Annotated in this window: 10 protein-coding genes, 1 tRNA gene and 1 pseudogene; 7 read left to right on the top strand and 5 right to left on the bottom strand. The window is 72.1% G+C overall.

What is annotated here, in order from left to right:
• Positions 1–21: 21 nt before the first annotated feature.
• From O1G21_RS16445 to O1G21_RS16430, 4 genes and pseudogenes are all read left to right on the top strand, one after another.
• The gene (locus tag O1G21_RS16445; protein ID WP_270144573.1) at positions 22–510 is read left to right on the top strand and encodes an FtsB family cell division protein; all 489 of its coding nucleotides are present in this window, start codon (positions 22–24) and stop codon (positions 508–510) included.
• A pseudogene (locus O1G21_RS16440) lies at positions 482–1,003 on the top strand (DUF501 domain-containing protein); the annotation flags it as partial. The gene O1G21_RS16445 and the pseudogene O1G21_RS16440, both read left to right, overlap by 29 nt.
• A gap of 167 nt (positions 1,004–1,170) precedes the next feature.
• Positions 1,171–2,106, top strand: coding sequence for a Ppx/GppA phosphatase family protein (locus O1G21_RS16435; RefSeq protein WP_270151033.1), 936 nt, complete (start codon positions 1,171–1,173; stop codon positions 2,104–2,106).
• A gap of 428 nt (positions 2,107–2,534) precedes the next feature.
• Positions 2,535–3,902 carry an NAD(P)/FAD-dependent oxidoreductase gene (locus tag O1G21_RS16430; RefSeq protein ID WP_270144571.1) on the top strand — a complete coding sequence of 456 codons (1,368 nt, stop codon included), beginning with the start codon at positions 2,535–2,537 and terminating at the stop codon, positions 3,900–3,902.
• Between the two features lie 640 nt (positions 3,903–4,542).
• On the opposite strand, the gene O1G21_RS16425 is transcribed toward O1G21_RS16430, so the two are convergent.
• Positions 4,543–7,098, bottom strand: a complete 2,556-nt coding sequence (locus tag O1G21_RS16425) for an ABC transporter permease (RefSeq protein WP_270144569.1) — start codon at positions 7,096–7,098, stop codon at positions 4,543–4,545.
• A 49-nt stretch (positions 7,099–7,147) separates the two neighbouring features.
• Positions 7,148–7,960 carry an ABC transporter ATP-binding protein gene (locus O1G21_RS16420; protein WP_405000656.1) on the bottom strand — a complete coding sequence of 271 codons (813 nt, stop codon included), beginning with the start codon at positions 7,958–7,960 and terminating at the stop codon, positions 7,148–7,150.
• A gap of 257 nt (positions 7,961–8,217) precedes the next feature.
• Here O1G21_RS16420 and O1G21_RS16415 point away from each other — a divergent pair.
• The 3 genes from O1G21_RS16415 to O1G21_RS16405 all read left to right on the top strand — a co-directional run bounded on the left by O1G21_RS16415 (position 8,218) and on the right by O1G21_RS16405 (position 9,760).
• Positions 8,218–8,299 (top strand) — tRNA-Leu (locus O1G21_RS16415).
• Between the two features lie 141 nt (positions 8,300–8,440).
• Positions 8,441–9,307, top strand: coding sequence for a Bax inhibitor-1/YccA family protein (locus O1G21_RS16410; protein WP_270144565.1), 867 nt, complete (start codon positions 8,441–8,443; stop codon positions 9,305–9,307).
• A gap of 84 nt (positions 9,308–9,391) precedes the next feature.
• The gene (locus O1G21_RS16405; protein WP_270144563.1) at positions 9,392–9,760 is read left to right on the top strand and encodes a hypothetical protein; all 369 of its coding nucleotides are present in this window, start codon (positions 9,392–9,394) and stop codon (positions 9,758–9,760) included.
• 92 nt (positions 9,761–9,852) lie between these two features.
• Here the strand turns inward: O1G21_RS16405 and O1G21_RS16400 are convergent, their stop codons facing one another.
• The 3 genes from O1G21_RS16400 to O1G21_RS16390 form a co-directional block, all read right to left on the bottom strand.
• Positions 9,853–10,761, bottom strand: a complete 909-nt coding sequence (locus tag O1G21_RS16400; protein WP_270144561.1) for a hypothetical protein — start codon at positions 10,759–10,761, stop codon at positions 9,853–9,855.
• 288 nt (positions 10,762–11,049) lie between these two features.
• The gene (locus tag O1G21_RS16395) at positions 11,050–12,270 is read right to left on the bottom strand and encodes an acetyl-CoA C-acetyltransferase (protein WP_270144559.1); all 1,221 of its coding nucleotides are present in this window, start codon (positions 12,268–12,270) and stop codon (positions 11,050–11,052) included.
• A 64-nt stretch (positions 12,271–12,334) separates the two neighbouring features.
• Positions 12,335–13,396 carry an SGNH/GDSL hydrolase family protein gene (locus O1G21_RS16390; RefSeq protein ID WP_270144557.1) on the bottom strand — a complete coding sequence of 354 codons (1,062 nt, stop codon included), beginning with the start codon at positions 13,394–13,396 and terminating at the stop codon, positions 12,335–12,337.
• Positions 13,397–13,505 lie beyond the last annotated feature (109 nt).

The following is a 13,505-nucleotide window of genomic DNA, read 5'->3' as shown; positions in this document are numbered from 1 at the left end:
GCTGGCTGGAGGATCCCGGGCTTGGCGGCCCGGCCTCGGTTCACGAGCCGGGCGACCGTCCTCGTCCTGGTGCTCTGCTCGCTGGTGGCGATCCTGGCCTACCCGACGCGGCAGTTCATCTCCCAGCGCGCCGAGATCTCCGCCCAGCGGGCGAAGGCCGACCACGCGCGCCAGCAGGTCGATCAGCTGCGCCGGGACAAGGCCCGCTGGCAGGATCCGGAGTACGTCAAGGCGCAGGCCCGCGCCCGGCTGCACTACGCGGTGCCGGGGGAGACCCCGTACATCGCGGTGGACCCGTCCGGCGCGGTCGCCCAGCCGTCCGCCTCCGCCACCACGGCCACCCCCTCCGCCGACGCGGCGGCGGGCCCGGCGAAGGCCGCCAAGCCCTGGTACGCCAGCATCTGGGACTCGGTGGACGCCGCCGACACCGACACCGCCGCGCTGGCCCCCGCGACCCCCCGTCCGCTCCCACCGTCCCCCGTTGGAGACCCCACCCCCCATGACCACTGAGAACCACCCCGCCGTCTCCGACGCCGACGTCGCGGCCATCGCCGCCCAGCTCGGCCGGGTGCCGCGCGGCCTGCGCGGTGTGGCGCACCGCTGCCCCTGCGGCAACCCCGACGTCGTGGAGACGGCCCCCCGCCTGCCGGACGGCACGCCGTTCCCGACGCTGTACTACCTGACCTGCCCCAAGGCCGCCTCGCTGATCGGCACCCTGGAGGCGGAGGGCGTGATGAAGGACCAGACCGCCCGGCTCGCCGAGGACCCGGAGCTGGCCGCCGCCTACCAGAGGGCGCACGAGGACTACATCGCCCGGCGCGACGCGATCGAGGTGCTGGAGGGCTTCCCGAGCGCCGGCGGCATGCCGGACCGGGTGAAGTGCCTGCACGTGCTGGTCGGCCACTCGCTGGCGGCCGGCGAGGGCGTCAACCCGCTCGGCGACGAGGCGATCGGCATGCTGGAGGACTGGTGGGCCAAGGGCCCGTGCGTCTCCCCGGCCGAGGTCCAGGCCGCCGGTGAGCGGGTCGCCCGCAACCGCGCCAAGGACCAGGACCACGAGGCCGTGATCGCGGCCAAGCAGCAGAAGACCGCGGAGCGCGCCGCCAAGAAGCGCGCCGCCGAGGCCACGACCTCGGAAGCCGGCACGGCGGAGCAGGAGTCCGAGTGAGCATGACCCGGGTGGCCGCGATCGACTGCGGCACCAACTCGATCCGGCTGCTGGTCGCCGACCTCGACCCGGACACGGGCGAGATCACCGACCTCGACCGCCGGATGATCATCAACCGGCTGGGCCAGGGCGTGGATCGGACCGGCCGGCTGCACCCGGACGCGCTGGCCCGCACCTTCGCGGCCTGCCGGGAGTACCGGGAGATCATCACCGGCTTCGGCGTCGGCCCGGAGCGCACCCGCTTCGTCGCCACCAGCGCCTCCCGGGACGCCGAGAACAGCGACGAGTACGTCAAGGGCGTGCGCGACATCCTGGGCGTCGAGCCGGAGGTGGTGAGCGGCGAGGAGGAGGCGCACCTGTCCTTCGTGGGCGCCACCAAGGAGCTGACCGGTGGCCAGTTCCCCGCTCCCTACCTGGTCTTCGACCTCGGCGGCGGCTCCACCGAGTTCGTGCTCGGGGAGGCGGACGTGCAGGCCGCGCGCTCGGTGGACATCGGCTGCGTGCGGCTGACCGAGCGGCACTTCGCCGGCGCCGAGCTGCCCTCCGAGGAGCAGATCGAGCAGGCCCGGGCACACGTGCGGGCCGAGCTGGACAAGGCCGAGGAGGTCGTCCCGCTGACCGGCGCGGCCACCCTGGTGGGCCTGGCGGGGACGGTCACCACGGTGTCCGCGATCGCCCAGGACCTGCCCGAGTACGACTCGGCGCGGATCCACCACTCCCGGCTCAGCCGCGAGCGGGTCGCGGAGATCGCCCGCGAGCTGCTGGCCGCCACCCACGCCGAGCGGGCGGCCATCCCGTCGATGCACCCGGGCCGGGTGGACGTGATCGCGGCCGGCGCGCTGGAGCTGCTGGAGATCATGGACCGCACCGGCGCCGCCGAGCTGGTCGTGAGCGAGCACGACATCCTGGACGGCATCGCCTGGAGTACGGCCTCCTGACCGCCCGCAGTGCTTACTCCACCGGCCCCGTCGCCCCGTTTCCGGGCGTCGGGGCCGCGGCGCGCCCGGGGGCGGGCGGGAAAGTTCGTGAATTTCTTCACATGGCGATCGGGTCATTCGCCCCACCCCGCCGCCCGCTACGTCCGAATTGTGGGACCGAAGGCCTACCCTCGGTGAGGCCCGCTGGATCGCAGGTCAGGTCCGGTTGGGGTTTGAAAATCGAAATCACGAGTGGGAACCCGGGCCCTGTGCGGATCGTTGCTGCTCAGCCGGGTAGTGCTCCGGCGCGCGTTCACGACGGGCCTCCGGGGGTCGTGAGCCGGTGCGCCGGTGCCGTTTTTGCGGGCGCGTAGTGTAGCACGGGGTGTCCATGAGCTTGTGACCGGGCTCACGAAGGCTGCTCCGGACGGTGCTGGATACTTTCGGATATGAGCACCACGGAGCGTCCTCGCATCCTCATTGTCGGCGGTGGTTACGTCGGCCTGTATGCCGCGATGCGCATCCTCAAGAAGATGCGCTACGGCGAAGCGACCGTCACGGTCGTGGACCCGCGGTCGTACATGACGTACCTGCCCTTCCTCCCCGAGGCGGCCGGCGGCAACGTCGCGCCTCGCAACCTCGTCGCGCCGCTGCGCAAGACCCTCAAGCAGGCGGAGGTGCTGACCGGGTCCGTCACCGGCATCGACCACGCCCGCAAGGTCGCCACCATCCAGCCGGCGGCCGGCGACAGCTACGAGCTGCCCTTCGAGTACCTGGTCGTCGCGACCGGTTCGGTCTCCCGCACCTTCCCGATCCCGGGTCTGGCGGAGAACGGCATCGGCATGAAGACGGTCGAGGAGGCCATCGGCCTCCGCAACCACGTCATGGCCCAGCTCGACAAGGCCGAGTCCACCACCGACCCGGAGGTCCGCCGCAAGGCCCTGACCTTCGTCGTCATCGGCGGTGGCTTCGCCGGCATCGAGACGGTCGCCGAGATCGAGGACATGGCGCGCGACGCGTCGAAGCTGTACAAGACGGTCAGCCGCGACGACATGCGCTTCGTCGTCGTCGAGGCCGCCAACCGCATCCTCCCCGAGATGGGCCCGGACCTCGGTCTGTGGACCAAGGAGAAGCTCGAGGAGCGCAACATCGAGGTCTACATCGAGACCTCGATGGACTCCTGCGTCGACGGCCACGTCATGCTGAAGAACGGCATGGAGATGGACGCCGCCACCATCGTGTGGACGGCCGGCGTGAAGCCGAACCCGGTGCTGGCCAACTTCGGCCTGCCGCTGGGCCCGCGCGGCCACGTCGACACCGCGCCGACCCTGCAGGTCCAGGGCTTCGACTACGTCTGGTCCGCCGGCGACAACGCCCAGGTCCCGGACCTCGCCGCCGGCGAGGGCGCCTGGTGCCCGCCGAACGCCCAGCACGCCTGCCGCCAGGCCGTCGTCCTCGGTGACAACGTGATCTCCGGCATGCGGGGCTTCCCGCAGAAGGAGTACAAGCACAAGAACCTGGGTGCGGTCGCCGGTCTCGGCCTGCACAAGGGCGTGGCGATCCTCTTCGGCAAGTACAAGCTGAAGGGCCGTCCGGCCTGGTGGTTCCACCGCCTGTACCACGGCGCGATGGTTCCGACCTTCAACCGCAAGGTCCGCGTCTTCACCGACTGGACCCTCGCGATGTTCCTGAAGCGCGAGGCGGTGGGCCTCTCCCAGATGGAGAACCCGCAGCTTCCGATCCAGGAGGTCACGCCGCCCACCAAGCCCGTCGAGGCCGCCGAGCCGGCCGCCGACAAGGAGCTCGCCAGCAAGTAAGCGACTGGACCCCGGTGTGGGAGCGCCGGGGTATGAGTCGGAGGCCCTCCGCCCGGCAGTGTCGCCGGACCACGACCTCCGTGGTGCTCAGCCGGCCGTGCGACCGGGCGGAGTACAGCAGTAGAGAGCCCCTGCCGAACCCTCGGCAGGGGCTCTCTGTTATTCGCCCACTCGCCTCCGGGCCGCTCTGACCCGGTGCCGACGGTCGTCGCTCCCTCGCTCCTTCGTCGCTCCCTCGCTTCTCCCTTTCGGCACCGGCGCGGCCCTTCGGCTCGGGGCGGCAGTTCGCCCACTCGCCTCCGGGCCGCTCTGCCCCGGTGCCGACGGTCGGCGCTCCCTCGCTCTCCCCCAGCCTTCGGCCGGGGGTACCCCCACCGTCGCTCCCTCGCTTCTCCCTTACGGCACCGGCGCGCCCCTTCGGCTCGGGGCGGCAGTTCGCCCACTCGCCTCCGGGCCGCTCTGACCCGGTGCCGACGGTCGTCGCTCCCTCGCTCTCCCCCAGCCTTCGGCCGGGGGTACCCCCACCGTCGCTCCCTCGCTTCTCCCTTTCGGCACCGGCGCGGCCCTTCGGCTCGGGGCGGCAGTTCGCCCACTCGCCTCCGGGCGGAGGCGAGCGGGCGAACTGCGGACGGACCGGGCGTCAGTCGGTCTTGATGCTCGCCAGGATGTCCAGCTTGGCCGCCCGGCGGGCCGGCCAGATCGCGGCCACCAGGCCGACCAGCCCGGCCAGACCCAGGAACACCGCCAGCTGGCCGTACGGCACGACCGTGGTCAGCCCGGCCAGGCTGGACTTCAGCGTCCCGTTGATCGCCCAGGCGATGAAGCAGCCGAGCAGCAGGCCGATCCCGGCGCCGAAGAGCGAGATCACCACCGACTCCAGCCGGACCATCCGCTTGATGCCGCGGCGGTCCAGGCCGATCGCCCGCAGCATCCCGATCTCGCGCTTGCGCTCGAAGACCGACATGGCCAGCGTGTTGATCACGCCCAGGACGGCGATCAGGACCGCCATGCCCAGCAGGCCGTACATCAGGTTCAGCGCGAAGGTGATGACCTGGCTGAAGTCGTCCCGGACGTCCTGCTTGGACTTGACCTCGATCACCGGGTTGGCGCCGGTGGCGTCCTTGAGCGACTGCTTGAGGGCGGCGGTGGCGCCGTCCTTGCCCTTGACCAGGACGTCGGCGACGTACGGCTTCGGATCGTGCTTGGCGATCTCGCTGTTGGCCAGCAGGACCGGGCCGAGCATGCCGCCCTTCTCGTACACGCCGCCGACGGTGAGCGGGCCGGTGGACCCGTCCGGGTAGGTCGCGGTCATCGTCGAGCCGGTGGTGACGTTGAACTTCGTCGCGACGTCCTGGTCCACCAGCAGCTGGCCCTTGCCGAGCGCGTCGGTGGAACCGCTGGTCAGCCTGATCTCGGCGAGCTGCTCGAGGACGGCCGCGTCCAGACCGGTGATCGCCTTGGAGGTGCCGTCGAGCTTCCAGTACGCGGCGGTCATCGGCGAGGAGGCCACCACCCCGGGGGCCTTGGCGATCTGGGCGGGCACCTGCCCGGAGAGGTTCATGCCGTTGGCGGTCGAGACGATGTAGTCGGCCTTCATCGACCTGGTGACGGCCCGGTCGATGGTGTCGCCGATCGAGGTGCCGAGCACGGTGAGACCGGTGACCAGGGTCAGCCCGATGGTGAGCGCTGCGGCGGTGGCCGCGGTGCGGCGCGGGTTGCGCACCGCGTTCTGCTGGGCGAGCTTGCCCGGGGTGCCGCCCAGCGCCCGCAGCAGCGGGCCGACCAGGGCGACCACCGGGCGGGAGAGCAGCGGCAGCAGCACGAACACGCCGATCAGGGCCAGGAAGGCACCCGCGCCGACCGGCAGCCGGCCGCTGTCGTCGCCGGTGGAGGCACCGTAGCCGATCAGCGCCAGGCCGCCGCCGGCCAGCACCGCGCCGATGGTGTTGCGGACCACCAGGCTCTTCTGGCTGGTCGGCTGGTCACCGCTGCTCATCGCCGCCACCGGCGCGATCCGGGCGGCGCGCACGGCCGGCAGCAGGGCGGACAGGACCGTCACTAGGACGCCGACCAGGAGGGTCACCACGACGGTGAGCGGCTTGATCACCAGCGAGCCGTTCGGCATGTTCTCGTTCAGCGAGCCGATCAGGGACTGCATCCCGGCGCCGATCCCGACGCCGGCCAGCAGACCGGCGGCCGCGGAGACGGTGCCGATCAGCAGCGCCTCGATCAGCACCGAGCGGGTCACCTGCTTGCGGCTGGCGCCGATCGCCCGCAGCAGCGCGAGCTCCTTGGTGCGCTGGGCGACCAGCATGGTGAAGGTGTTGGCGATGATGAAGATGCCGACGAAGAGCGAGATGAAGGCGAAGACCAGCAGCATGGTGCGCATGCTGTCGGTGGCCTGGGCGATCTGCGCCTGCTCGTCCGCCTGCAGCTTGGCGCCGGTCTCGACGTCGAACTGGCGACCGCTCACCTTGGTCTCGACCTGGGCGAGCAGCGCGTCCTGGGAGGTCCCGGGCTTGGCGGTGAGCACGATGCTGCTGTAGCGGCCCGGCTCCAGCAGCGTCTGCTGGGCGGTGGCCTTGTCGAACAGGGTGAGCGTGCCACCGGTGTTCACCACCGGGTCGTCGGTGGTGAAGACGCCGGTGAGCTGGGCCTCGATCACCGGCCCGTTGGCGGCCACCCGCACGGTGTCGCCGACCTTGTAGCCCGCCTTTTCGGCGGTCTTGCGGTCGAGGGCGATCTCCTTGGCGCTCGACGGGCCCCGGCCCTCGGCCATCGGGTAGCGCGGGTCCCGGCCGTCCTGGCCCGGCGCGAAGTTGGCGCCCCTGGCGGCCCAGACCTGGCCGATCAGGTTGCCCTGCTTGTCGGCGACCCCGGTGAAGCCGCCGGCCACGCCGCGGGCACCGGCCGCGCCCGGCAGCGCGGCCAGCTGCTGGACGGTTTCGTCGGTGAGCGTTGCGGAGCCGCCCTCGCTCTTCTCCTTGGCGGAGGCGCGGGAGCCGGCCGAGCGGTCGACGACCTGGACGGCGACGTCCGAGTAGCTCTTGGAGTTGCTGTCCCGCAGGGCCTTGCCGAAGGTGTCGGAGAAGACCATGGTGCCGGCGACGAACGCCGTGCCGAGCATGACGGCCAGCGCCGTCATCAGCAGTCGGCCCTTGTGGGCCAGCACATTGCGCAGTGCGGTGCGATACATGAGGTGTCCTGGGGAGGTTCGAAGGCGTCGGGAAGACGGGCCCTGAGTGTCAGCTGGTGCGGCCCTTGGCCTCGAAGCGGCGCATGCGGTCCAGGACGGTGTCGGCGGTGGGGGCGTGGAGTTCGTCGACGATCCGGCCGTCGGCGAGGAAGACGACGCGGTCGGCGTAGGAGGCGGCGACCGGGTCGTGGGTGACCATGACGACGGTCTGGCCGAGTTCGCGCACGGAGTTGCGCAGGAAGGAGAGGATCTCGGCGCCGGAGCGGGAGTCCAGGTTGCCGGTGGGTTCGTCGGCGAAGATGATGTCGGGCTTTCCGGCGAGGGCGCGGGCGCAGGCGACGCGCTGCTGCTGGCCGCCGGAGAGCTGGGAGGGGCGGTGGCTGAGGCGGCCGGAGAGGCCGACGGTGTCGACGACCCGGTCGAGCCAGGCCTGGTCGGCCTTGCGGCCGGCGATGTCCATGGGGAGGGTGATGTTCTCCAGGGCGGTCAGGGTGGGGAGCAGGTTGAAGGCCTGGAAGATGAAGCCGATGTGGTCGCGGCGCAGCTGGGTGAGCTGCTTGTCCTTGAGGCCGACGAGTTCGGTGTCGCCGATGGTGGTGGAGCCGGAGGAGACGGTGTCCAGGCCGGCCATGCAGTGCATGAGGGTGGACTTGCCGGAGCCGGAGGGGCCCATGATGGCGGTGAACTCGCCCCGGGGGAAGGTGACGCTGACGTCGTCGAGGGCGACGACCCGGGTCTCCCCCTCCCCGTAGACCTTGTTCAGACCGGTGGCGCGGGCGGCCGCCAGGCCCGTGTGGAGGGCGGCCGCGGTCGACGTGGTCACGGGGGTGCTCCTTGCTGGTTCGCGGATTCGTCCTTCCATGCTCCGCGACGCGATCATGGTTCTACGTCGCTCCGCCGGACGGTTGGCCCGACCACCGCTGGGTGTACGGAAGGGGCGCGACCCTCCTCCTGCGGTATGACGGGAACCCTGAGGGCGGCCTGGTGGCCGGAATCACCGTGCTTCGTGGCCGAATCCCGAACTATTCGTCAGATGGCAAGGAAACATGACAACTTCCGGGGCTGGGAACATGCGAAAGAGTGATCCGGGCGACTACTCTCAGGGGTGGTTCGCAGGACGCCCGGATGGTGGAACGCAGACACGGGCAGCTTAAAACTGCTTGGCCGCGAGGCCGTGCCGGTTCGAGTCCGGCTCCGGGCACCGCAACGACCCGCGGGGGCGCCACCGGCGTCCCCGCCGGGAGTCGTTCACCGGATCCTCCTCGCGGCGTATCCCGGAATTTTTGCCAAGCCATTACCCTGGTGCACGGGCGGCGCAGTGCCGCCACGGAGGGAATGAGCAATGAGAAGCAGCAACCCGGTCTTCTCGCGGGAAGGGTCGTTCACCCGCGAGCCCGGTTACGCGGGGTTCGGAACGAGCGGTCAGGCCGGGGCTCCGTACGGCAACCCCTACGCGGGGACGCAGTACGCCCAGCCCCAGGGGCAGGGCCCGCTGACGGACGAGCAGCTCTACCAGATGTACAACGGGCCGTCGGCCGGCCCCGCGGCCACCGGACGGATGACGCTCGACGACGTGGTCGCCCGCACCGCCATGACGCTGCTCACCCTGGTCGCCGCCGGTGCGGTGGCCTGGTTCGCGCTGCCGTTCGAGAACTACGGCTTCGCGATCGCCGCCAGCCTGGTGGCCATGGTGGTCGGCCTGGTGGCCTCCTTCAAGCGCAGCGTCAGCCCGCCGCTGATCCTGACCTACGCGGCCCTCCAGGGCTTCGCGATGGGCGCCTGGTCGCACGCGCTGAACACCGTCCTGAACGGCATCGTGATCCAGGCGGTGCTGGGCACGGCGGCGGTCTTCGGGGCGATGCTGTTCGCCTACAGGAGCGGCCGGATCCGGGTCACCGCCCGCTACCAGCGGATCGGCCTCGCGGTCGGCCTGGGCTTCCTGCTGCTGATGCTGGTCAACGTGGTCGCGATGGCCTTCGGTGCCAACCTGGGGCTGGGTTCCGGCCCGTTGGGCATCGTGGTCGGTCTGGTCGGCATCGGTCTGGGCGCCTTCTTCCTGTCGCTGGACTTCGCGGCGATCGAGGAGGCCATCGCCCAGGGCGCCCCGCAGCGCGAGTCCTGGCGGGCCGCCTTCGGGCTCACCCTGTCGCTGGTCTGGATCTACATGGAGATGCTGCGGCTGATCGCGATCCTGCGCGGCGACGACTGACGCCCACTCCCCGCCGCACCACCACCGCCGGGCCCCGGAGCACGCCGCTCCGGGGCCCGGCGGCGTTTGGTTACGCTCCTGTGCATGCATGACGTACAGCCCCTGGTCGAAGCCGTCGACGAACTGGCGGACCGTTTCCGCTCGCTGCCGCAGAGCAAGCTGCTGGGCGCGGTGCCCGGACACCCGTCGCGGGCGGCGGCCGTGCTGGCGCTGGCCCGGCGGCTGGCCGCGCTCGCGCTGGCGGCGGAGGGCGGGCCGGAACGGGAGTTCCCGGACGCCGGGGCCTTCGCGGCGGGGGACCAGCTGGCCGTCGCCGGGCACGACCTGGCGGCCGCGCTGACGGTCCTGCCGGAGGGCGCCGAGGTGGCGCTGTCGGACGGTCCGGTGGTGGCGGGCGAGGTGCTGGCCGGGGCGGTGGCCGCAGTGCGGGAGACGGCCGAACTCTGCGCCTGAGGCTTCCCGGCGCCGGACACGCCGAAGGCCGGCCCGGTCGCTAACCCCTTGACCCGGCCGGCCTTCGGTCCCGCTGCGTGGGTGAGGTGGTGTCAGATGCTGGCGACCACCCGGTCCGCGAGCACGTAGACGGCCTCGTCGTCGGTGGAGAAGGTCAGCGAGTACGAGCCCGAGAAGCGCGAGCCGCCGAGCAGTCGGACGTGCTCACCGGCACGGACCGCGTCGATCAGCCGGTAGGCGGCCTCCCGGTCGCCGGGGGCCACGCAGAGCGTGGTGCCGTCGGCGAAGGCGTACACGTCCAGGGTGCCCAGCGGGCCCGGGCGGACGTCGACCAGGGCGACGGCCTCCTCGGCGAGGGCGGCGAGCCGGGTGTCGGTCCACTCGCGGGAGGGCGCCTGGCTCGGCACGAAGTCGGGGTGCGAGGGGTGGCGGCGCGGGTCGGGCGCGGCGGCCGGGGCGTCCTCCACGAGCGGCTCGGCGTCCAGCAGTCCGGCCTCCAGACCGGTGGCCAGCAGGTCGGCCTCGCGGCGGGCCCGGGCGTCCTTGGCGGTCTCGCCGACCGGGTGGCCGGGGCGCAGCGGGGCGCCGCCGTCGGTGCCGGGCTCGTTGATCAGGTCCTCCAGCGCGGAGCGCAGCGCCTCGCCGAACTCCGGGTCCATCGTCCCGGCGTTGTCGGCGGCGTCCTGCGGGCCGGTGGGGCGGGGGAAGAACAGCGGCCACTCTTCGGTGCCGGTGAACGGGGAGTCGAACAGTGGCGCGTCCTCGGCCGCGCGGGCCTCCTGCTCGGCCCAGAACGCCCGGGCCTCGGTGATCTCCCGCTCGCGGTCGGCGGCGAGCGCCTCGGTGACGGCCCGGCGTATCGCGGCCTCGTCCACCGGTGCGGGCACGGCCCGGGCCGCGGCCTGTGCGTCCAGCCGGCGGGAGATTCCGCGGAGACGGAGCAGCACGGCGGTCGACACGGTGATCAGGATCAGCAGCAGGACGGTGTAGACGGCGCTCACGGAACGTACTCCTAGCGAGGAGCGGAACGGGGTTACGTGTCCACACTGCCGCATGCGGGGCTGTTACCGCAGTGGCGAATGTCTAATTCGTCCGAAACTTTCGCGCTTGTCCCCAAATTGTTAGGTAACACCGTTCTACGCAGTGGAGTTGATCCGCTCCGCAGTGTCGATTTCCGGACCGGAAATGACGGAAAGGAGGGCCGGATCGACCTCGCGGTGTGATCCGGCCCTCAATTACGCTGCGTCACTCCAAATGGGTGGTCCAGACCCTTCGGAGGCGCCGGAGGGTCAGCTGAGGCGCTCGATGACCATGGCCATGCCCTGGCCGCCGCCGACGCACATGGTCTCCAGGCCGAACTGCTTGTCGTGCCACTGCAGGGAGTTGATCAGCGTGGTGGTGATCCGGGCGCCGGTCATGCCGAAGGGGTGGCCGACCGCGATGGCGCCGCCGTTGACGTTCAGCTTGTCCAGGTCGATGCCGAGATCGCGGTAGGAGGGGATCACCTGGGCCGCGAAGGCCTCGTTGATCTCGACCAGGTCGATGTCGTCGATGGTCAGACCGGCCCGCCGGAGCGCCTGCTTGGAGGCCTCGACCGGGCCGTAGCCCATGATCTCGGGGGAGAGGGCGCTGACGCCGGTGGAGACCACCCGGGCGAGCGGGGTGATGCCGAGCTCGCGGGCCTTGGTGTCGGACATGATGACCAGCGCGGCGGCGCCGTCGTTCAGCGGGCAGCAGTTGCCGGCGGTGACGGTGCCGTCCGGGCGGAACACCGGCTTGAGGCCGGACACGCCCTCCAGGGTCACGCCGGCGCGCGGGCCGTCGTCGGTGCTCACCACGGTGCCGTCCGGCAGCGTGACGGGGGTGATCTCGCGCTCCCAGAAACCGGCCTTGATGGCGGCCTCGGCGAGGTTCTGCGAGCGGACGCCGAACTCGTCCTGCTCGGCGCGGGTGATGCCCTTGAGCGCGGCCAGGTTCTCGGCGGTCTGGCCCATCGCGATGTAGGCGTCGGGCAGCAGGCCGTCCTCGCGCGGGTCGTGCCACTCTCCGCCGCCCTCCTCGGCGCGCTTGGCGGTGCGGGCCTGGGCCTCGTCGAAGATCGGGTTCATGGTGCCGGGCAGGCCGTCCGAGGTGCCCTTGACGCTGCGCGAGACGGTCTCGACGCCGGCCGAGATGAAGACGTCGCCCTCGCCGGCCTTGATCGCGTGCAGCGCCATCCGCGTGGTCTGCAGCGAGGAGGAGCAGTAGCGGGTGATGGTGGCGCCGGGCAGGTAGTCCATGCCCATCTGCACGGCCACGATGCGGGCCAGGTTGTGGCCCTGCTCGCCGCCGGGCAGGCCGCAGCCGAGCATCAGGTCGTCGATCTGGCGCGGGTCGAGCTGCGGGACCTTGGCCAGGGCGGCCTGGATGATGTGGGCGGTCAGGTCGTCCGGGCGGACGTCCTTGAGCGAACCCTTGAAGGCCCGGCCGATCGGCGAACGGGCGGCGCTGACGATGACGGCTTCGGGCATTGCGGGCTCCTCGCTGGGTGACGGCGGACTCGGCGGTCCGGGAGGAAAGTTACCGCTTGGTAGCTCAACCGTCACCGGCCCCGGCGTGTGAGCTGGCCGACGTGCTCCCCGGATCCTCGCCCGGTTCCCGCGCCGCCTCCGGGCCGACCCGCAGCCGGTGGCGCAGCAGGGCCCAGCGCCGGCCCGCGCCCTCCGCCTCCACGGCCGCCACCTCGGTGCCCGCCCGCCCGGCCGCCGCCGCCGCGGCCACCGCGACCGGCAGCACCGTCTCGCCCGGGACGGCGGCGCTCGGCCGCTCCTCCTCCGGCCACAGGTCCAGCGCGGCGCACACCGAGGGCAGCACGGCCATCGCGGCGGTGGCATAGCCCTGGGCGGACGGGTGGTAGCGGTCGGCGGCGAACATCTCCGGGCGGGCGGCGAACTCCGGGCCCAGCAGCGAGCCCAGCGACACGGTGCGGCCGCCCGCCTCCACCACCGCGATGGTCTGCGCGGCGGCCAGCTGGCGGCTCAGTCGCCGGGCCACCCAGCGCAGCGGCGGGCGCACCGGCTTGATCGTCCCGAGATCCGGGCAGGTGCCCACCACCACCTCGCAGCCGTTCGCGCGCAGCGCGGCGACGGCCTCGCCGAGCTGGCGGACGGCGAGCTGGGCGGGGCTGTGCCGGGTCACGTCATTGGCGCCGACCATGATCACGGCGATGTCCGGGCGGTGCCGCAGGGCCTGCTCCAGCTGACCGGAGAGGTCGGCGGAGCGGCCGCCGGAGCGGGCCACGTTGACCAGCCGCACCGGGCGCTCGGCCACCGAGGCCAGACCGGCGGCCAGCAGCGCGCCCGGGGTCTCGCGGGCCCGGGCCACCCCGAGGCCGGCGCCGGTGGAGTCACCGAGGACGGCCAGCACCAGCGGGGGCTGCGGGGCGGTGCGCTGGTCGGCGAAGGCCTCGCCGTAGACGCCGTCCGCCTTGGGCGGGACGGTCTCCAGGATGCCGATGGCCTGGATGGCGAGCTTGCTCTCGGTCAGCAGCAGGCCCACCAGCCCCACCCCCAGCAGGCCGAGCCCACCGCCGCCGTAGGCCGCCGCAGTGGCGATCCGGCGGGCCACCCGGGCCCGCGAGTCCTGTGCGCCTGGCATCCGCTGCCCCCTTCGCGTCCTCGTGCCGTCCCCTCCGGGGCACGGCAACGCCTGCACAGCGCTCTTACCCGCGCGGAGGGCGGGAGTACCGGGGGCGGGGGAGGGGGTG

This window comes from Kitasatospora cathayae (assembly GCF_027627435.1).
Taxonomy (GTDB): Bacteria; Actinomycetota; Actinomycetes; order Streptomycetales; family Streptomycetaceae; genus Kitasatospora; species Kitasatospora cathayae.
Note: the sequence above shows the minus strand (reverse complement) of the source record. Positions and strands in the feature narration are given on the sequence as shown.

What these genes read in the sequence shown, in the direction of transcription:
- O1G21_RS16435 (WP_270151033.1), top strand. Translation starts at nt 1,171, where the DNA reads ATGACCCGGGTGGCCGCGATCGACTGCGGCACCAACTCGATCCGGCTG.
- O1G21_RS16430 (WP_270144571.1), top strand. Translation starts at nt 2,535, where the DNA reads ATGAGCACCACGGAGCGTCCTCGCATCCTCATTGTCGGCGGTGGTTAC.
- O1G21_RS16425 (WP_270144569.1), bottom strand. Translation starts at nt 7,098, where the DNA reads ATGTATCGCACCGCACTGCGCAATGTGCTGGCCCACAAGGGCCGACTG.
- O1G21_RS16420 (WP_405000656.1), bottom strand. Translation starts at nt 7,960, where the DNA reads ATGGAAGGACGAATCCGCGAACCAGCAAGGAGCACCCCCGTGACCACG.
- O1G21_RS16410 (WP_270144565.1), top strand. Translation starts at nt 8,441, where the DNA reads ATGAGAAGCAGCAACCCGGTCTTCTCGCGGGAAGGGTCGTTCACCCGC.
- O1G21_RS16405 (WP_270144563.1), top strand. Translation starts at nt 9,392, where the DNA reads ATGCATGACGTACAGCCCCTGGTCGAAGCCGTCGACGAACTGGCGGAC.
- O1G21_RS16395 (WP_270144559.1), bottom strand. Translation starts at nt 12,270, where the DNA reads ATGCCCGAAGCCGTCATCGTCAGCGCCGCCCGTTCGCCGATCGGCCGG.
- O1G21_RS16390 (WP_270144557.1), bottom strand. Translation starts at nt 13,396, where the DNA reads ATGCCAGGCGCACAGGACTCGCGGGCCCGGGTGGCCCGCCGGATCGCC.